The 18,677-nt window shown below is 66.3% G+C and carries 20 protein-coding genes and 1 tRNA gene; 12 read left to right on the forward strand and 9 right to left on the reverse strand.

The window, feature by feature from the left end; translation table 11 throughout:
- The first annotated feature begins 285 nt into the window (after positions 1-285).
- From H5T60_02155 to H5T60_02190, 8 genes are all read left to right on the forward strand, one after another.
- Positions 286-1,434 (forward strand): 2-oxoacid:acceptor oxidoreductase subunit alpha, encoded by a 1,149-nt coding sequence (locus H5T60_02155; protein ID MBC7241233.1) that lies wholly within the window; start codon positions 286-288, stop codon positions 1,432-1,434.
- A gap of 2 nt (positions 1,435-1,436) precedes the next feature.
- Positions 1,437-2,255: a 2-oxoacid:ferredoxin oxidoreductase subunit beta gene (locus tag H5T60_02160; protein ID MBC7241234.1), complete on the forward strand. Its 819-nt coding sequence runs from the start codon at positions 1,437-1,439 to the stop codon at positions 2,253-2,255.
- On the forward strand, positions 2,252-2,800 hold the full coding sequence (locus tag H5T60_02165; GenBank protein ID MBC7241235.1) for a 2-oxoacid:acceptor oxidoreductase family protein: 549 nt from the start codon (positions 2,252-2,254) through the stop codon (positions 2,798-2,800). The genes H5T60_02160 and H5T60_02165 overlap by 4 nt, the downstream gene beginning before the upstream one ends.
- 108 nt (positions 2,801-2,908) lie before the next feature.
- Positions 2,909-3,967 (forward strand): GAF domain-containing protein, encoded by a 1,059-nt coding sequence (locus H5T60_02170; GenBank protein ID MBC7241236.1) that lies wholly within the window; start codon positions 2,909-2,911, stop codon positions 3,965-3,967.
- A gap of 34 nt (positions 3,968-4,001) precedes the next feature.
- A complete protein-coding gene (locus H5T60_02175; protein MBC7241237.1) occupies positions 4,002-4,781 on the forward strand; it encodes a sulfite exporter TauE/SafE family protein in 780 nt (259 codons plus the stop codon).
- Positions 4,778-5,143: a DUF1634 domain-containing protein gene (locus tag H5T60_02180; GenBank protein MBC7241238.1), complete on the forward strand. Its 366-nt coding sequence runs from the start codon at positions 4,778-4,780 to the stop codon at positions 5,141-5,143. The genes H5T60_02175 and H5T60_02180 overlap by 4 nt, the downstream gene beginning before the upstream one ends.
- Before the next feature lie 14 nt (positions 5,144-5,157).
- Entirely contained in the window at positions 5,158-5,862 is a 705-nt protein-coding gene (locus tag H5T60_02185) for an MBL fold metallo-hydrolase (protein MBC7241239.1), read from the forward strand.
- Positions 5,844-6,641, forward strand: coding sequence for a hypothetical protein (locus H5T60_02190; protein MBC7241240.1), 798 nt, complete (start codon positions 5,844-5,846; stop codon positions 6,639-6,641). Before H5T60_02185 ends, H5T60_02190 begins: the two co-directional genes overlap by 19 nt.
- On the opposite strand, the gene trpS is transcribed toward H5T60_02190, so the two are convergent.
- Complete coding sequence (gene trpS / locus H5T60_02195; GenBank protein ID MBC7241241.1) at positions 6,638-7,717, reverse strand: tryptophan--tRNA ligase; 1,080 nt, start codon at positions 7,715-7,717, stop codon at positions 6,638-6,640. The two genes, H5T60_02190 and trpS, sit on opposite strands and share 4 nt — an antisense overlap.
- A 172-nt stretch (positions 7,718-7,889) precedes the next feature.
- On the opposite strand from trpS, the gene H5T60_02200 reads away from it, so the two are divergent.
- Positions 7,890-7,963 (forward strand) — tRNA-Gln (locus H5T60_02200).
- Between the two features lie 50 nt (positions 7,964-8,013).
- Here H5T60_02200 and H5T60_02205 read toward each other — a convergent pair.
- The 8 genes from H5T60_02205 to H5T60_02240 all read right to left on the reverse strand — a co-directional run bounded on the left by H5T60_02205 (position 8,014) and on the right by H5T60_02240 (position 14,741).
- Positions 8,014-8,382, reverse strand: coding sequence for a metallopeptidase family protein (locus H5T60_02205; protein MBC7241242.1), 369 nt, complete (start codon positions 8,380-8,382; stop codon positions 8,014-8,016).
- An 18-nt stretch (positions 8,383-8,400) separates the two neighbouring features.
- Complete coding sequence (locus tag H5T60_02210; GenBank protein MBC7241243.1) at positions 8,401-8,667, reverse strand: glutathione S-transferase N-terminal domain-containing protein; 267 nt, start codon at positions 8,665-8,667, stop codon at positions 8,401-8,403.
- 3 nt (positions 8,668-8,670) lie between these two features.
- A complete protein-coding gene (locus H5T60_02215; GenBank protein ID MBC7241244.1) occupies positions 8,671-8,928 on the reverse strand; it encodes a mycoredoxin in 258 nt (85 codons plus the stop codon).
- Between the two features lie 69 nt (positions 8,929-8,997).
- A complete protein-coding gene (locus H5T60_02220; GenBank protein ID MBC7241245.1) occupies positions 8,998-9,699 on the reverse strand; it encodes an epoxyqueuosine reductase in 702 nt (233 codons plus the stop codon).
- Between the two features lie 3 nt (positions 9,700-9,702).
- The gene (locus tag H5T60_02225; GenBank protein ID MBC7241246.1) at positions 9,703-10,227 is read right to left on the reverse strand and encodes a nitroreductase family protein; all 525 of its coding nucleotides are present in this window, start codon (positions 10,225-10,227) and stop codon (positions 9,703-9,705) included.
- 37 nt (positions 10,228-10,264) lie between these two features.
- A complete protein-coding gene (surE, locus tag H5T60_02230; protein MBC7241247.1) occupies positions 10,265-11,068 on the reverse strand; it encodes a 5'/3'-nucleotidase SurE in 804 nt (267 codons plus the stop codon).
- A gap of 15 nt (positions 11,069-11,083) precedes the next feature.
- Entirely contained in the window at positions 11,084-11,467 is a 384-nt protein-coding gene (locus H5T60_02235) for a zinc ribbon domain-containing protein (GenBank protein ID MBC7241248.1), read from the reverse strand.
- Positions 11,468-11,522: 55 nt separating this feature from the next.
- A complete protein-coding gene (locus H5T60_02240; GenBank protein ID MBC7241249.1) occupies positions 11,523-14,741 on the reverse strand; it encodes a transglycosylase domain-containing protein in 3,219 nt (1,072 codons plus the stop codon).
- Between the two features lie 212 nt (positions 14,742-14,953).
- On the opposite strand from H5T60_02240, the gene H5T60_02245 reads away from it, so the two are divergent.
- The 3 genes from H5T60_02245 to truD all read left to right on the forward strand — a co-directional run.
- Positions 14,954-16,750 (forward strand): ATP-dependent zinc metalloprotease FtsH, encoded by a 1,797-nt coding sequence (locus H5T60_02245; protein MBC7241250.1) that lies wholly within the window; start codon positions 14,954-14,956, stop codon positions 16,748-16,750.
- Positions 16,751-16,832: 82 nt separating this feature from the next.
- Complete coding sequence (locus H5T60_02250; protein ID MBC7241251.1) at positions 16,833-17,423, forward strand: DUF5317 domain-containing protein; 591 nt, start codon at positions 16,833-16,835, stop codon at positions 17,421-17,423.
- 96 nt (positions 17,424-17,519) lie between these two features.
- Positions 17,520-18,677, forward strand: a 1,158-nt coding sequence (gene truD / locus H5T60_02255) for a tRNA pseudouridine(13) synthase TruD (GenBank protein ID MBC7241252.1), incomplete at its 3' end; no start/stop codon positions are given.

Here is an 18,677-nt window from a genome sequence, read left to right on the forward strand (position 1 = left end):
GGAGCACCCATGCCCAAACCCCACCGCGTCACCCTGGATGAATCGCTGTGCAAGGGGCAGGCCTGCGCCTTATGCGCGCAGGCCTGCCCCGCCGGCGTCTTCCGGCCGGCCGACCACCCCACGCCGCAGGGCATCGTGCCCATGCAGGCGGCCTTTCCCGAGCAGTGCATCGGTTGTCATCAGTGCGACCGGCTCTGTCCTGAGCTGGCCATTGACGTGATCCCTGCCGGCGCCGTCCCCACGCCCCCACCGCCGCGCGCCGGCCCCCTGCCCCGTCCCAACCCCATGGGCGGCTGGCAGGAATCGCCGGCCCTCTTGCCCCCCGGCACCTACTTCATGTCGGGCAACGAGGCCTGTGCCGAAGGCGCCCTGGCCGCCGGCTGTCGCTTCTACGCCGGCTACCCCATCACCCCCTCCAGCGAAATCATGGTGCACATGGCCCAGCGCCTGCCGGAACTCGGGGGCAACTTCATGCAAATGGAGGACGAGCTGGGAAGCATCGCCGCCGTCATCGGCGCGGCGTGGGGCGGCCTCAAGGCCATGACCGCCACCTCCGGCCCGGGCATCAGCCTCATGCTGGAGAACATCGGCTACGCCATCATGACCGAGACACCCTGCGTCATCGTGGACGTCCAGCGCGCCGGCCCCAGCACCGGCCAGGCCAGCCGGCCGGCCCAAGGAGACATCATGCAGGCGCGCTGGGGCACCCACGGCGGCGTGGACCTCATCGCCCTGGCCCCCTGGTCCGTCCAGGAAATGTACGAGCTGACCATCCGCGCCTTTAACCTGGCGGAGCGCTTCCGCGTGCCGGTCTTCCTCCTGGCCGATGAAATCGTCGGCCATCTGCACGAGACGGTGACCATCCCGCCGGCCGTGCGCACCTTCGAGCGCCTGCGCTGGCCCCAGGAGATGCCCTTCGACACCCCCGAACCGGACGGCGTCCCGCCCATGCCGGCCTTCGGCGAGGGCGCCTACCTCCTGGTCACCGGCTCCACCCACGACGGCCGCGGCTACCGCCGCACCACCGACGCCGCCGTCCAGGACAGGCTGATGCGCCGGCTCTCCGCCAAAATCCGCCGGCACCAGGACGAAATTGACGATTGGGAGGAGTATTCCCTGGAGGATGCCGAGCGTGTGCTGGTGGCCTGCGGCTCAGCGGCGCGCAGTGCCCTCTGGGCCGTCCAGCAGGCCCGCCGGCAGGGCCGCCCGGTCGGCCTCTTGCGGCTGAAAAGCCTCTGGCCCTTCCCCGATGAGGTCGTCGCTTCTCGCTGTGGCGGCCGGCGGGAGATCATCGTGCCGGAGATGAACCTGGGACAGCTCGCCGGCGAGGTGCGCCGCGCCGCCGGCGTCCCCGTCACCTCCCTCACCCAGGTGGACGGCGAACCCATAGACCCTCGCCGCATCCTGGCATACCTGCTGGAGGAGGTTTGGTAACTATGGCCGCCTCATCCACTGTCCCACCTGCCTCGCTCCTGCGCCAGGCCTATCTGCGCCAATCCACCGCCTTCTGCCCGGGGTGCGGCCACGGCATCTTTATGAACGCCTTCCTACGGGCGGCGGCGGCCCTGCCGCTGGACTTCGACCGCACGGTCTTCGTCTCGGGCATCGGCTGCGGCGCCTGGGTGCCCTCGCCCCATTTCCTGGCCGATACCCTGCACGTCACCCACGGCCGGGCCATGGCCTTCGCCGCCGGCGTCCAGCGGGCACGCCCCGACCTGAACATAGTCGTCATCAGCGGCGATGGGGACCTGGCCACCATCGGCGGCAACCATCTCATCCATGCCGCCCGCCGGCAAACCCCCATCAAGGTCTTCTGCCTCAACAACTGGCTCTTCGGCATGACCGGCGGCCAGGTCTCCGCCACCACCCCCCGCGAGGCCCGCACCGCCACCACGCCGGCCGGCAACCCCGACCCACCCTTTGACCTGGTGCGGTTGGTGCTGGGCGCCGGCGCCCCCTTCGCCGCCCGCTGGCCGGTCTCCCTGCCGCGCCAGCTCGCCCGCGGCATCGAGCATGCCCTGCGGGAGCCGGGCTTCGCCTTTGTGGAAGTGCTTTCCATCTGCCCGACCCACTTCGGGCGCATCAACGAACCGCTCTTTCCCGCCGGGGAAGCCCCCCAGAGCATCCCCTGGCGTATGCTGGAATGGCTCCGCCGGCAGTGCATCGAGCGGGAGAAAGCCGCCGCCCTTTCCCCAGAGGAACGCGCCGGCAAAATCCTTATCGGTGAATGGCGCGGCGAGGAGTGCTGGCCATGAGCACCTGGAACATCGTCTTCGCCGGCCAGGGAGGCCAGGGCATGCGCTTCCTCAGCATCCTGCTGGGACGGGCCTGCGCGGCGCGCGGCAAACAGGCCGCCAGCGCTTCCTCCTACGGCCCGGAAGTGCGCGGCACCTTCACCCGCGCCGAGGTCATCATCTCCGACGAACCTATCGTCTACCCGCGCGTGCTGGTGCCCGATCTCCTGGCCGCCCTCTCACAGGAGGGATATGACCGCGTGTGGGGACAGGTGCCGGCGGAGGGCATCATCCTGTACGACCCTGGCACCGTTCGGCCGGCCGCTGACGTGCCGGCGCGCCAGTTCCCGGTGCCGGCCTTTCAGATCGCCCAGGAGCTGGGAGCGCCGCAGATCGCCAACATGGTGATACTGGGCGCGGTGGCGGCGCTGACCGGCGTCATCGACCTGGCCGGCCTGCACGACGCTCTGCCGGCGCGCGGGCGCGAGCGCAACGCCGCCGCCCTGGCGCGCGGCTTCGCCCTGGGAGAGGAACTGCGCGAGCAGGTGGGGAAAGAGGCGGGTTGACACGCCGGCACAACACTACACCCACCACAGCGCTTGAAATGAACCGCCGGCTGTGCTATACTCGTAGCCAGCCGGCGGTTTTTGTTTCGCCACTGCGAGGATACGACTATGGGGACAGCCTCCTCTCCAACCGCTTCCTACCTGGAAACCCTGCGCGACATCGCCCACGCCCTGAGCGGTTCGCTCCAGGAAAGCGACGTCATCCAGCTCCTGCTGGAGAAAGTCATGGCGACCATGGGGGCCCAGGGGGTGATCCTGCGCCTGCTCAGCCCGGACGGCGATGAGCTGTGGCCGGCGGGGGCCATGGGCCTCAGCGAGCGCTACCTCGACAAAGGGCCGGTCCAGCTCTCCAAGAGCGCGGTGGACCAGCAGGTGATGGCCGGCGAGATCGTCACCTGCGCCGACGTCACCTGCACCCCCGGCTTCCAGTACCCCGAGGCCGCCGCCGTCGAGGGCCTGCGCGGCATGATCTCTGTCCCCCTCACTGTGCGGGAGCGCGTCATCGGCGTCCTGCGGGTCTATGTCAACGATATAGCGCGCATCCAGCCGGACGATATCCTGCTCCTCTCTACCGCCGCGGACCTGGGCGCGCTGGCGCTGGAAAAGGTGCGCCTGCACCAGGGTCTTCTGCGCATCGCCGAGGCGCTCAACTCCACCCTGGAGCTGTCGGACATGCTCCAGCGGGTGCTGGAGGTGACCGTCTCCCAACTGCACCTGAAGGCCGGCTCCATCCGCCTGCTGGACCCCCGGGGCCGGCTCCTGCGGCTGGTGGCGGCCTACGGCTTGAGCGAAGCCTATCTGGCCAAGGGGGAGGTGCACGTGGACAAAAGCCCGGTGGATCAGCGCGCGCTGGCCGGCGAGGCGGTGACCCTTTACGACGTCGAGCACGAGCCTGGTTTCGAATATCCGGCCGAGGCCGCACGCGAGGGCATCCGCTCCGTCCTGGTGGTGCCGTTAATCATCAAGGATAGGCCGCTGGGGGTACTGCGCGCCTATTCCGCCCGCCCGCGCCATTTCGGGCCGGTGGCCATCAACTTCCTGCGCTCGGTGGCCGGCCTGGTTGCCCTGGCCATCGAGAATGCCCAATTGTATGCCAGCCTGCGGGCACGCTATGAGGACCTGAAGATCGACCTGGCAGATTGGTACCGCTTCCTGGCGCTGGGCTGATGCCGCCGGCATTGTCCAAGGGGATACCCATGCGATGATCTTCCTGGCATTGTTCCTGACAGGGGTGGCGGCCGGCGTACTGGGCGCGGTGTTGGGCCTGGGCGGCGGAGTGTTCCTGGTGCCGGCCCTCCATCTCCTGTTCGACCTGCCCATGCGCACAGCGGTGGCCTGCAGTATCGTCGGGGTGCTGGCCACCTCCGCCGGCACCGTGGCATTCGCCCCGCGCGGCCGCGGCGCGAATGTGGAGCTGGCGCTCCGCCTGGAAATCGCTACGACCGCCGGCGCCCTGGCCGGCAGTCTGGTCGCCGGCCTGCTGAGCTCGCAGGCCCTCGGCATCCTTTTCGCCGTGGTGGCGTTTTTCAATGCCGGGTACACGGCCTATCGGGCGCGCCGCCGGCCGATCAGCGCGCCGCCGGAGGCGCTCTTCACCCACGACTACCGCCCGCGCCGCTGGGGCATCGGCCTGTCCGCCGGCGCCCTGGCCGGCATGCTCTCCGGCCTGCTGGGCGTCGGCGGCGGCATCATCAAGGTGCCGGTCATGTACAGCGTGATGGAGGTGCCCCTGGGCGTAGCCACGGCCACCAGCAACTTCATGGTCGGCATCACCGCCGCCGTCAGCGCGCTGGTATACTACCTGCGCGGGGACATCTATCCCGTGCTCGCCATTCCCATCGCCCTGGGGGTGTTCGCCGGCGCCACCGCCGGCGTCTGGCTGTTGACCCGCCTGCGCGTCGGCTGGGTGCGCGCCGCCCTCATCGCCCTGCTGGTCATCATGGGCGTGCAGATGCTTCTGCGAGGTCTCGGATTGCTGTGAACCCGACACTGCCCCCATCCCGCCGGCCCGATATCCACGAGAGAGAGCGCCGCATGGCGCAGGTGATCTCGACGGCCGGCCTGGCGCTGATGCTGGCCGGCTTCTGCGGGGAATGGATCGCCTACGGCAACCCGGCCCTGCCCGGTCCGCCGGCCGTTTCCTGGAGCGATCCCGCCCTGCTGGCGGCATCGCCTTTCCTGCTGTGCATGAGCGCCGGCATCCTGCTCTTCGCCCTTCTGCCAGCTCTGCGCGTCCTGTTGGCCCTGTTGGACTATCTCGGCCAGCGGGACTGGCGCAACGCCCTGATCGCCCTCATCGTGCTGGTGGAGCTCGCCCTCAGCACCCAGACGCACCGCATCTGACGGAGGAATGGCCCATGTCCGCGACCAGCCCATCCCCATATATCGTGCCCATACAACTCGGCATCGTTCATGCCTTCCTGCTTCGGGGGAAGCGGCCCATCCTGGTGGACACCGGCACGCCGGACGGCGCCAAGGCCATCGTCCAGGCACTGCTCAAAGCAGGGGTCGAGCCGGCGGAGCTGGACCTCATCCTGCTGACCCATGGGCATTACGATCACGCCGGCAACGCCGCGGCACTGCTGCGCATGAGCAATGCCATCCTGGCGGTGGGCCTGCGCGACGGCGCGCTAGTGCGGAAGAGCGAGACGCCCTCGTACCGCGCCGGCAACTGGCTCGGCCGGCTCTTCCTCCTACTGCGCCGGGTCGTGAATGTGGATATAGAGAACCACGAGCCGGCCCAGCCCCACTGGTACATCGCCGGCGAGTTGGACCTGCGCCCGTACGGCATCCCCGGCCGCGTCATCCCCACCCCCGGCCATACCCCCGGCTCGCTGTCCATCCTGCTGGAGACGGGGGAGGCCATCGTCGGCGATCTCATCGGCGGCCTGCCTATCCCGCAACTCCCCGGCCGGCCCCTCTTTATCCACGATGAGGCGGCCTGGAGGGAGAGCCTGCGGCGCGTGCTGGCGGAACGTCCCCGCCTCATCTACCCCAGCCACGGCGGGCCGTTCACCTTTCAGCAAGTGGCAAGGACATTCCCATGGGCCGCGCCGGCATAAGCCCCCTCTGGCGCGCTGTCCCTATAGTGCTCCTGGCCCTGGCAGTCATCGGCACGCGCATGATGCCGGCCTCCGCCGGCGCCCCACGGCGCGTCTTCCTGCCGGCCGTTCTCGCCGGCGGCCCGGCCTGCGGCCCCTTCCCGCCACAGACCTATTCCTCCCTGCCCATCGAAGGAACCCCCACCGACCGGCCGGCGGCCAGCCATCCCGATCTGAACCTGGCCCTGCGGGGCTACCGCCCCGTCTCGGCCTATCTCGGCCTGGTGGACATCCCTGGTGAGGCGGACGCCGGCGCGCCGCAGTTGGCCGGCCTGTTGGCACCGCGTCGGCCGCCCCGCTTCACCGCCGCTTTCCAGGTGTACGATTGGGAATGGGCGCGCGACCAGCGCGGCGGGCCCATCACCGACCCGCCGGTCACCCTGGTGCGGATGGCGGCACCCGCCGGCGAGCCGCTGTACGTGCCCGACTCGGGCTACACGCTGGGAAATGGGTTTGAGGTGCTGGTACTGTACGCGGAGGAACGCCGCATCACGCTGAAGTACACGCGCGAGGACAATGTGGTGCGGGGATACACCCTGCACCTGGAGGACATCTGCGTCCATCCGCATCTGATAGCATCCTACCGCCGGCTGGACGCCGCCGGCCGCGAGGAACTGCCGGCCCTGCGCGCCGGCCAGCTCATCGGGACCAGTCCGGGTGCGGATTTCGGGGTCGCTATACGCGATGCCGGCCGCTTTCTGGACCCGCGCTCGCGCAAAGATTGGTGGCAGGGATATTAGCCGGCGGCTTCCTGTTCCGCCTTCAGCGCTTCCATGGCCTTGCGGCGGATGCGGTTATGCAGGGCATGGAAGCCCATCAGCTTCTTCATCTCGCGCAGGGTCTCATTGGCAATCTCGCTGACGCGCTCCGTGCCCTCGTAGATGATGCGTTCCACCAGGCCTTTCTGGCCGGCGTAATAGGCGCGGCGCTCGCGGATCGGGTCCAGGAAGTTGTTCAGCGCGATGGCCAGTTTCTCCTTGACCTCGACATCCCCGACCCGGCCGGCGCGGTAGCGCGCCTTCAGGTCTTCGACCTCTTCCTTGTCCGGGTTGAAAATGTCATGATAGATGAAGACCGGATTGCCCTCCACGGTGCCGGGGATATCGGCGCGGATGCGCTTCGGGTCGGTGTACATGCTGAAGACCTTCTGGCGCACCGTCTTGGGGTCATCGGAGAGGAAAATGGCGTTGCCCAGGGATTTGGACATCTTGGCCTGGCCGTCGGTCCCCACCAGCACCGGCACTTCGCTGACCAAAGCCTCCGGGATGGGGAACAGCTCGCCATAGAGATAGTTGAAGCGCCGGGCGATCTCGCGCGTCAGCTCCACATGGGCCACGTTGTCCTTGCCCACCGGCACCAGATGAGCGCGGGGCATGAGGATATCCGCCGCCTGGAGCACGGGATAGCCCAGCAGGCCGAAGGGGATCGCTTCCTCATCCATGTTGGCGGCGCGCGCCATCTCCTTGATGCTGGGGATGCGCTGTAAGCGGTTCACGGTGACCAGCATCTCGAAGAAGAGGTTCATCTCATAGACGGCGTGCACGGCGGACTGGAGATAGATGGAGGATTTGGCCGGGTCAATGCCGCAGGCCAGGTAGTCCAGCACCATCTCCCGCACGTTGTCGCCGATCTCCGCGATGGCTTCCTTGTCCGGCCGCGTGGTCAGGGCGTGCAGGTCCGCGATAATGAAATAGCACTCGTACTCCTCCTGCAGACGCACGCGGTTGGCCAGCGAGCCGACGTAATGCCCCAGGTGCAGTTTCCCGGTGGGTCGGTCGCCGGTCAGCAGTCGCTTCTTTTCACCGGATGTGGCCATACCTACACTCCTGACGATAGATGTTCGCCGGCTATTATATACCTCTGCCTAACTTTCGCGCAAACATTTGTTCTGACAGAAATACCCGGGCGGCAGCCGCGCTCCAAGTGGGCGGCAAGTACCCGCAAAATTTGCCATTCTCCGACCAATGTGCTACAATAATAGGCGCTGATGGGGGATCGTCTAATGGTAGGACGACAGACTCTGGATCTGTTTGTCGGGGTTCGAATCCCTGTCCCCCAGCCAAGGAAACTGGAAATGCCCCTGGTGGGACCATCCCCAGGGGCATTCGTCTTTCAATAGGCATCCAGCTCCCGCAGACGCTCATCCGAGATGCCGAAATGGTGGGCAATCTCATGCAGGAGGGTGCGGCGGATCTGCCGGCGCACGCCGGCGCGGGTGCGGCCGGCCCGCATGATCGGCCCGCGAAAGAGGATGATGCGGTCCGGGAGCACCAGGTTGTACCCGTGCCCTCGCTCCGTCAGTGGGATGCCCTGGTACAGGCCGAACAACGTCTGGCCAGGCGGCACGCCGGCCTGCTCCCGTTCCTCCCGCCCCGGCCAGTCGCGGATTTCGATCTCCACATTCTCCATCCGCTGGCGGAATTCATCGGGCAGGTCCTCCAGCACCTCCATCACGATTTCGGCGAACTCGGAGGCATCCATCCAATCCATGGGCCAATACTATCTCCCGCCGCCCCCCATGCCGGCCAATTTGGCGTTCAGCACCGCCGGCGAAGGCTCCACCAGAATGTCCCCGTCCGGGAACAGCAGGACCGGCACGCGCTGTTGGCCGGCGCTGATGCTCTCCACCCAGGCCGCGGCCTCCGGGTCCTGGGAGATATCAATCCACTGATGTGGGATGCCGGTCTGCTCCAGCGCGCGGCGCACCCAGGCAGAGTGCCCGCACCAGGGCGTGCCGTAGAGCTTCACCGGTGCTGAAGCAGTCATCGCTTACCGCTTCGCTTTCAGGGAGCGCAGTTTCTGCGCCAGGGCCGGCGATGATGGCTCTACCAGGACGTCACCGTCCGGGAACACGATGGTGGGCACACTGCGGAAGCCGCCGTTGACCTTCTCCACATAGGCGGCAGCCTCGGGATCCTTGGAGATATCGATCCATTCGTAGGTCATCCCTTCGGCCTCGAACACCTGTTTGGCGCGCCGGCAGTCCGGGCACCAGGTGGTACCGTACATTTTGATGGTAGCTGTCATGTCATCCTCCTGCAATGGGATTATAGCGGCAACAGCTTGGCGGATGGGCATCTACATCCTCGCCCACATCTATCTCTGCACCTCACGCCAGAACGCTGTGTGGATTTTGCTCCCGATCGGGCAGGCGGTCAGGCAGGCAGTGCACTGCCAGCGCGTGTGCGGGGTGGGATGGTGCTCCATCTGATCCTGGAGGGCCGCCATCGCCGGCGTCGGCGCAAACTCGGCGATACAGCGCTCCCGCACAAAACCCCAGGGGCCCAGCGCCTTCGTCGGGCAGGCCTTCCAGCACAATGTACAGCTCGAGCAGAAATAATCCAACAGTTTGCCGTCCGCCGGCCACTCCGCATCCACGAACACCGCCCCGAAGCGCACCCGCGGGCCGTAGCGCCGCGTCACCACCACATTGTTCTTCCCCCATATGCCCAGGCCGGCCTCCACCGCCGCCCGCTTCAGGTCAATCAATGCCAGGCTGTCCTCATACGTCAGCGCCATGGCCTGCAGGCCGCGTGCCCGCAGGGCCTCAGCCAGGCGGAAGGCCAGCGATTCCAGGAGGGTGTAAATGGGCTTGTGCCACTTGCGCCGGCCGTCGTACTCGATGAACATCTCGTAATCATACGCATCATCCAGCGCGGCGTGCATGCAGACCAGTACCGAGCGCACCCACGCGGGCAGGGCCGGCGAATGGGGAGAGGCGATGCCGGCGGCATCGAACCCGATCTGCACTGCCAGCGCCTTCGCTTCCTGCGGAGAAAGGGAAGCAACCTGGCTCATGAGCTACTCGATGAACGTGACCACCTCGGACAGCGGCCGGCGCGAGCGCATGGCCGGCCGGCCGTGGGCAGGATATCCAATGGGCACCAGGGCAACCGGCCGCAGGGACGGCGAAAGCGCCAGGCACTGGCTCACCTCGTCTTCATCAAACGCGCCGACCCAGCAGGCGCCCAGCCCCAAAGCCGTCGCCGCCAGCAGGATATGCTCGGTCGCGGCCGCCGTGTCCTGCAGACAGTACAGCATCTTGCCCCGATAGCCGTAGCGCGCCGCGGAGCGGTCCGGCTCCGCGCACACCACGATGACCACCGGCGCCTGGGAGACGAAGATTTGCCCGTAGGCCGCGGCGGCCAGGCAGGTGCGCGTGCGGGCCTCCCGCACCACGAAGAAGTGCCAGGGTTGGCGGTTGCCGGCGGAAGGGGCCGCCACCGCCGCCTCCAGGATGCGCCGGATGAACTCCGCCGGCACATCGCGGCGGGGGTCAAATTCCCGCACGCTGTGGCGCGCGGCGATCACTTCCCAGAAGTCCATTGGCCCATTCCTTTCTGTCATAGAAATCGGCGGGCCGTCACCTGCCCTCCAGCACCAGCCGAGAAAGCACGGACTGCCAGCGTTCCAGGGCGCGCAGGAGCCGATAATCGGTCATATCCAGGTTCAGCGGCGTCACGGAGATGTAGCCGTTGGCCACCGCGCCGATATCCGTGCCGTCCTCGATGATGCCAGAAGGCGGCGCTCCGCCGATCCAGTAATAATCCTGGCCGCGGGGGTCCTGCCGGCAGATCAGCTCGTCCTGGTAAATGCGCTTTCCCAGGCGGGTGAACATCACGCCGCGAATCTGATCCTCGGGGATGGCCGGCACGTTGACGTTGAGCAACGTGTCCGGCGGCAGTCCCTCTTTGAGCACCTGCGCCGCCAGAAGCGCCGCGAAGCGCGCCGCCGGCCCGAAATCCCTGCCCGACTCGAAGGTGTCGAGCGAGACCGCGATGGCGGGGATACCAAAGACCGCCGCCTCCATGGCCGCCGCCACCGTGCCGGAGTAGGTGATGTCATGCCCCATGTTCGGGCCCTGGTTGATGCCCGAGACCACCAGGTCCAGCTTGGGCTGTACCAGGCCGAGGATAGCCAACCCGACGCAGTCGGAGGGTGAGCCATTGGTGATCAGCGCCGGCGTGCCGTCGGCAAGCTGGGTGCGGTTCACCCGCAGGGGTTTATGCATGGTCTTGTTGTGGCCGGCGACCGACCAGTTATGGTCCGGGGCGAAGACAGTGACTTTCCCCAGCCCTTCCAGCGCCTTCTTCAGGGCCAGCAGGCCGGGCGCCTGCACGCCGTCGTCATTGGTCACCAGGATATGATATACCCTCTCCTCTGTCATACGCTCCTCATCGCATTAATCGCTGACGCGCCGGCCGCATTGGGGGCAGAATCGGTCGCCGGCGAAGAGCGCCGCGCCGCAGGCCGGACATGCCCCCACCGGCGCGGGGGACACGGCCTTCGGCCGGCTGGCTTCCACCGCCGCGGCCACGCGCGTCTCCTCCAGCTCGATGCGCTCCTGAAGCTCGCTGAGCTGGACGAGCTTCATGCCCAGCCCTGGCAGGGTGATCTCCCCGCTGGCGTACAGGGCGACTGCCTCCTCGCCGATTTCCGCCAGCAGGTCATGCCGCTCCTGGCGAAGCTTCTCCAGCCGGGCACGCGCCTCGGTGACTGACGCCGGCTCCTCGCCCATCCCCGCGTGGGGACGACTCTCGCCCGCAGTACGCATCTCCTCCTGCATGTTACCAGCCTCCTGGTACCGCCACACTAGGGCCGGCGTGACAGGGAAGCGGTTCTCACGTCGGGGGCAGACGTCGAAGCTGTGTCCACGCCGGCCGGTCTTCCCGTAAGTATGCCACCTCCGGCCAGATCATCATGCTGGTCTTCGGCTTCTCGTCCTTTTTCGGCTTATGCATCACATAGATGCGGACCTTCTCGCTCTCCGCCTTGTTGCCGGCGCCGTCATAGGCCACCACATGGATGACGTGCGTCTCGGTGTAGCCCAGTGTGTCGGAGATGATGCCGCGTCCATTGGAGAACCACTGGGTGTAGCGCACCCCGATGCCGGGCAGTTCCTCTTGGATGACCTCGGTGTCGGTGATCACCTGCTCGCCGATGACCGCCCCTGTCACCGGGTCAGTGATCGGCTCCACATGGGTGATCACCAGCCCGGGAATGGGAATGGTATCGGACATGGCAATGGTCCACTTGAAATTGTATGGTGACACCGTGCTGGTCCCCACCAGCTCGTCGTCCAGGAAGAACTCCACCCGATCCATGAAGACATTATCCACGGCATCGGCCTGGATGCTGACCCACTCATCATCTTCCTTGATGTACACGTCGCCGTCGCTCGGATGCGTCAGCTCCACTGTGGGCGGCGTATTGTCCACGGTGACCTGGATGGGCGCGTCCTGCACACTGCCGTCCTGCCGCACCACGCGCAACTGCAGGGTGTACAGGCCGTCTTCCAATCCGCTCACGTCCCAGAACTCCAGCGGGCCGTGGTCCACGGCGTCGTAGCGGTCGCCGCCGATCTGGCTCCAGGAGGTGGGATTCAGCCCCCGGCCGAACTCCAGGCGCCACATTTTAAAGTTCGGACCTTTGGCGTTCCCGATGATGGCCACGCCCTTGCTGATATAGGCGTACGGTGCCGGCTCGATGATCGCCACATCGCCGGTCGCCGGCGCCGGCCCATACGCGTCGTCGTACACCGTGGGCGGCTGAGGGATATTGTTCTCCCGCACCCAGTCTGCCGCCTCGGGCGGGTAGATCTCGTACACCCGCTCCTCCACCAGCTCGGGCGGCGTATAGACCGTCGCCAGCTTGCCGGTCTCCTTGTTCACGCGGAACATTTGATGCACGGTGCAGTACTGGGTCGGCTCAGTGCCTTCGATGAACAGCTCCTTGACACGATGCGGACAGTACTCGGTGGGCAACATGCCCGAGACGGAGCACACCTCCTTCTCCACCAATCCCGGCGGACGCATGAACTGCTCCACCGGCAGACCCTCATGCAGATACTCCATCACCGCCTGCCAGATGGGGGCGGCGCCCAGGGAGCCGGGGACGTGGTCCATGGGCTCATTGTTGGCGTTGCCGACCCACACGCCGGCGGCATACTGGGGGGTATAACCGACAGTCCAGGCATCGCGCCAGTCGTTGGTGGTGCCGGTCTTGGCGGCCGCCGGCCGGTCTTTCAGGTGAAGCTTGTTGTTCACGCCGAAGGCCGGGATGCGAGCTTGATTATCCGCCAGGATATCCGTGACCAGGTAGGCGAGGGCCGGCGGCAGGATGGAGCGCGACTGCGGCTGTTCGAAGGACTTGAGCACATTGCCGTGGCGGTCCTCCACCCGCAGGATGGCCACCGGGTTCAGTTCACGAAAGCCAGGCTCCCGCTCATCTTCCGGCACGGGTTCCCCAATCATCACCCCGCCGTTGGCCAGCACGCTGAAGGCATAGGTCATATCCAGCAGGGTGACCTCCCCGCCGCCCAGGGTCAGGCTCAGGCCATACTGGTCGCCCCGCAGGGTGGTGATGCCCATGCGGTGCGCCAGATCAATGACGTTTTTGACGCCGGCCTTGCTCAACGCCCAGACTGCCGGGATGTTGTACGAATTGGCCAGGGCATTGCGCAGGCGCACCGGGCCGTGATACTTGCGGTCGTAGTTCTCCGGCACATAGTCGGGGTTGGGCGGGTCGGGAAAGGCGGTGCGCACATCCATGACCATCTGCGCGGCGGTATAGCCCTGGGAGAACAGGGTCAGATAGGTGAAGGGCTTGAAGGCGGAGCCGGGCTGGCGCGGGGCCAGCGCCATGTTCACCTGCCCGTCAATATCCTTGTTGTTGTAGTCCAGGCTTCCCATCATAGCCAGGATTTCGCCGGTGCGCGGCCGGATGACCACCACCGCGGCGTTGGAAACGTTGCGGTTGTACTGCTTGTCTTCCTGCAGGGACTTGATATGGGCACGGGCAATTTCCTCGACCTTGTGCTGAAGGTCCAGGTCCAGAGTGGTGTAGACCCGCAGACCGCCGCCGTACACCATATCCGGTCCGAATTCCTTTTCCAACTGTTTGCGCACCCAGAGGGCGAAATGGGGCGCTTCCATGGCGGTAAAGCGGGTTTCCAGGGACGGCCGGATGGTCAATTCCTGGGCATAGGCTTGGTCAGCCTGCTCGCGGGTGATATAGCCGGCCTCCACCATGGCGTCCAACACCACCTTTTGCCGGCGTTTGGCCTGCTCCGGATTGTCAATGGGGTTCAGTGCTGGATATTGGGGCAGGGCCGCCAGCATGGCCGCTTCCGCCAGGTTGACATCGCGGATGGACTTGCCGAAATAGACCTGGGCGGCGGCCTCGACGCCGTAGGCGAAGTTGCCGTAGTAGATGTAGTTCAGGTACCACTCCAGGATCTGATCCTTGCCGGCCTTACCCGGATAGCGCCGAGATATCTCCACGGCGAGAATGGCTTCCTTAAGCTTGCGGGCGTACGAACGCTGGTAGCGCTCTTCGGGAGGGATGAACACGTGTTTGACCAACTGCTGGGTGATAGAGCTGCCGCCCTGAATAGGCAGGCCGCGCAGGTTGTTCCAGAAGGCCCTCGCCAGGCCCCGGATATTGACGCCCGGGTTCTCGTAGAAACTGCGGTCCTCCAGCGCGATGGTGGCCTGCTGGACCACCAATGGGATCTCCGAGAGCGGCACGTAGGTGCGGTCGCCCCGATGCGGCCGAGGGTCAAAGACCTCATACAGCAGATGCTGACCGGTGCGGTCGTAGATTTTCGTGGTCTCGAACTCCTCCCGCACCACCTGGACCTGCTCCGGGTCGGGCAGGCTCTGGGCAAAGTAGGTATAGACGCCGGCGGCCGCCCCCACGGCGGCCAGCACTACGCCCACATTCACCAGCAATCCAAGGATCAGCACGCCGGCCACGATTTTCAGCATCAACACGGCGGTGCCGCTGTGGTCTCGCCGGCGCTGACGCCGATATATCGCTAACCTGCGAGAGGCATCCATTCCACCACCTCAATCCTCTATAATTTCCCCCATACGCCGCGTATGGTATCAGAAACAAGAGAGAATGACAAGTCGCGTGCCAGGGGACAGCCGCCTGCAGGCGCCCCTTGCGGCGCTAGTTTTGACGCGCCCCCTGGTTGTGTTATAATTGCAGTAGTTCACAACACTTTTGTGCAGGATTGAGATTGTAAAGGACGGTATATAGGCATCCCATGAACCGCAGGTGGATGTATCTCATCATCGCCGCGGCCATCGCCGCGGTGCTTTTCACCCTGCTGCAGCCGCCGGCCACCCAGGACGAGATCTCGCTGAAGGCGCTGGCCGACGAGATTAGCGCCGGCAAGGTGAAGAGCATCACCATCAATAAAGACCAGTTGTATATCCAGCGGGTCGACGGCACGCGCGCCCTCTCTCGCAAGGAGGAGGATGTCAGTCTGCTCAAGACCCTTTCTGACCTGGGGGTTCCCCAGGATAAGATCGCCGCGGTCTCCATCAAGGTACAGCCCCCCGGCTTACTGGATAACTGGTGGGCCATCCTGGGCACGATCCTGCCGCTGATCGTGGTGGTCGTCTTCTTCATGCTCATCATGCGGCAGGCGCAGGGAGGCAATAACCAGGCCATCCAGTTCGCCCGCAGTCGGGCGCGCCTCATCTCGGGGGACCGGCCGGCCGTCACCTTCGACGACGTCGCCGGCGCCGACGAGGCCAAGCAGGAGCTACAAGAAGTGGTCGAGTTCCTCAAGGACCCCCGCAAGTTCGCCGCCCTGGGCGCCCGCATCCCCAAAGGCGTGCTCCTGGTCGGCCCGCCCGGCACCGGCAAGACCCTCATCGCCAAGGCCGTGGCCGGCGAGGCCGGCGTGCCCTTCTTCTCCATCTCCGGCTCCGAGTTCGTCGAGATGTTCGTCGGCGTGGGCGCCTCGCGCGTGCGCGACCTCTTCGACCAGGCCAAGCGGCACTCCCCCTGCATCGTCTTCATCGACGAGATCGACGCCGTGGGCCGCCAGCGCGGCGCCGGCCTGGGCGGCAGCCACGACGAGCGCGAGCAGACGCTGAACCAGATCCTGGTGGAGATGGACGGCTTCGACACCGACACCAACGTCATCGTCCTGGCGGCCACCAACCGGCCGGACATCCTGGACCCGGCACTCCTGCGGCCAGGGCGCTTCGACCGGCAGGTGGTGATGGATCGTCCCGACCTGCGCGGCCGGCGGGCCATCCTGGAGGTGCACACCCGCGGCAAGCCGCTGGCGCCGGATGTGGACCTGGACGTGATCGCGCGGGAGACGCCGGGGTTTGTAGGAGCGGACCTGGAGAACCTGGTGAACGAGGCGGCCATCCTGGCGGCGCGGCGCAACAAGAAGGCCATCGGGATGGCGGAACTGCAAGAGGCCATCGAGCGGGTCATCGCCGGCCCGGAGCGCAAGAGCCGCCTGCTGAGCAAGCGCGATCGCGAGATCGTCGCCTACCACGAGGCCGGCCATGCCGTGGTCATGCACCATCTGCCCTTGGCGGACCCGGTGCACAAGGTCAGCATCATCTCGCGCGGCATGGCGTTGGGCTACACCCTGGGCCTGCCGGAGGATGATCACATCGTCATCCCGCGCTCCAAATTCCACGACGAGATCGCCGGCCTGCTGGGCGGCCGCGTGGCCGAGGAGCTGGTCTTCGGCGATGTGACCACCGGCGCCAGCAATGACCTGGAGCGCGCCACCGAGCTGGCCCGCAAGATGGTCAAGGAATACGGCATGAGCGACAAGCTCGGTCCAATGACCTTCGGCCAGAAGGAGGAGCTGGTCTTCCTGGGGCGCGAGATCGCCGAACAGCGCGATTACAGCGAGGAGATCGCCCAGGAAATTGACCAGGAGATCCAGAACATTGTTCAGAACGCCTACCGCCGGGCACGGCAAATCCTGACGGAGAAACGGGATAAGCTGGAGGCGCTGGCGCGGGCACTGCAGGAGAAAGAGACCATCGAGCGCGAGGAGTTTCTGGCACTAATGGCGGCTTGACGCCCTGGAGCTAGACACGGGCAGGGGAAGCCACCCTGCCCGTGTGTAATGTCTGGGGGACCGCTTTCCGGGAGGAAAAGGGGTGATCCTGGTCCTTGCTCTGTTCCTGGCATTATTGATCGCTGTGCTGACCGGCGGGAAACTGCGCCGGCTGGCCAACCTTCCCCTGCACGCCCCTTGGCTGGCCCTGCTGGGCTTCGGCCTGCAGATATACATCATCTATGAGCCGGAGACCACGGCGCGCGGCTGGCTCAGCCTGCATACCATCGCCCTGGTGCTCTCCTATCTGCTCCTGCTGGCCTTCGTGTGGATGAACCGCCGGCTGCCCGGCATGCCCATCATCGCCCTGGGCCTGCTGATGAACCTGACCGTCATGCTGGCCAATGGCGGCTATATGCCGATCACACCGGAGGCGGTACAGCGCGTCGGGCACGAGTATGAACTGCAGAGCACCGAACCCGGCGCGCGCCTGAAGTACACCAAGGATATCCTCCTGCCGCGCGAGCAGACGCGGCTCTGGTTCCTGTCGGACGTGTTCGTCCTGCCGCCGCCCTTCCCCATCCCCACCGTCTTCAGCCCGGGGGATGCGGTGCTGGCGCTGGGAGTATGGGTCCTGGTGCTGGCGACCTGCCATTCTGCCCGATGGGACAACCCGCCGGCGCAAGCGGCATGACCCGGCGACCCAACGGCACCGCGCCCCTGTACCGGGGTTCAGCGGCGGCTTTCGGCTCTCACCGGAGCACCAATCCCATCCTGGGGGTGACGCGGCATGGCGAGCGAGACGCCGGTCTCCACGCTGTGGCTGACCCGGCATCTGCCCGGAACGGGCGGCCGCATCAAAGTGGAATACGAGGATTTCCAGGTGACGGAGATCCCCCTGTACGCGCCCTGCGGGCAGGGGGAGCATACCTTTTTCGAGATCGAGAAGCGCGGCCTGCCGACTATGCGGGCAGTGGAGGAAATCGCGCGGGCACTGCGAGTGCGGCCGTTCCAGATCGGATACGCCGGCCTGAAGGACGCCCATGCGGTGGCGCGACAGGTGCTGTCGGTGGAGCATGTGCCGCCGGAGCGCGTGCTGGCGCTGGAACTGCCGAGCATCCGCATATTGTGGGCCAAACGGCATACCAACAAGCTCAAGCAGGGACACCTGGCCGGCAACCGCTTCGTCATCCGCATCCGGGACGTGCCGCCGGATGCCCTGGAGCGGGCGCGGCCCATCCTGGAAACGCTCCAGCGCCGCGGAGTGCCCAATCATTTCGGCGAACAGCGCTTCGGCCGGCGCCGGGACACCCATCTCCTGGGCCGCGCCATCCTGCGGGGGGATGCCGAGGCGTTTCTGCAGGAATTCCTGGGCCGGCCTCAGCCGGACGAACTGCCGGCCGTGCTGGAAGCGCGCCGGCTGTATGACGCCGGCCAGCTTCAGGCCGCCCTGCGCGCCTGGCCGCCCCAGTTCCACGAGGAGCGCCGCGCCCTGGAAGTGCTCCTGCGGTCGCCGGCGGCGGAAGCGCCGGCGCGCGCCCTGTACTCGATCTCCAAGCGCCTGCGCCGCTTCTTCGTCTCCGCCTACCAGTCCTATCTGTTCAACCGCGTCATGGCAGAGCGTCTGGAGACCCTGGACGTCCTGTTCGCCGGCGATGTGGCCTATAAGCACGACAGCGGCGGCGCGTTTCTGGTGGAGGACCCGACGCTCGAACAGCCGCGCGCCGACCGCTTTGAGATCAGCCCCTCCGGGCCCCTGTACGGCTACCGCATGCTGATGGCGGAGGGCCGGCAGGGGGAGTTGGAGCGCCGGGTGCTGGCCGAAGAGGGCCTGACGCTGGAGGACTTCAAGCGCGCCGAAGGACTGCGGCTGAAGGGCGGCCGGCGGCCCCTGCGTTTCCCCATCATGGACGTGGATGTATGGTATGATGACGGCCTGGTGCTGGCG

Source organism: Anaerolineae bacterium, assembly GCA_014360855.1.
Lineage (GTDB): Bacteria > Chloroflexota > Anaerolineae > JACIWP01 > JACIWP01 > JACIWP01.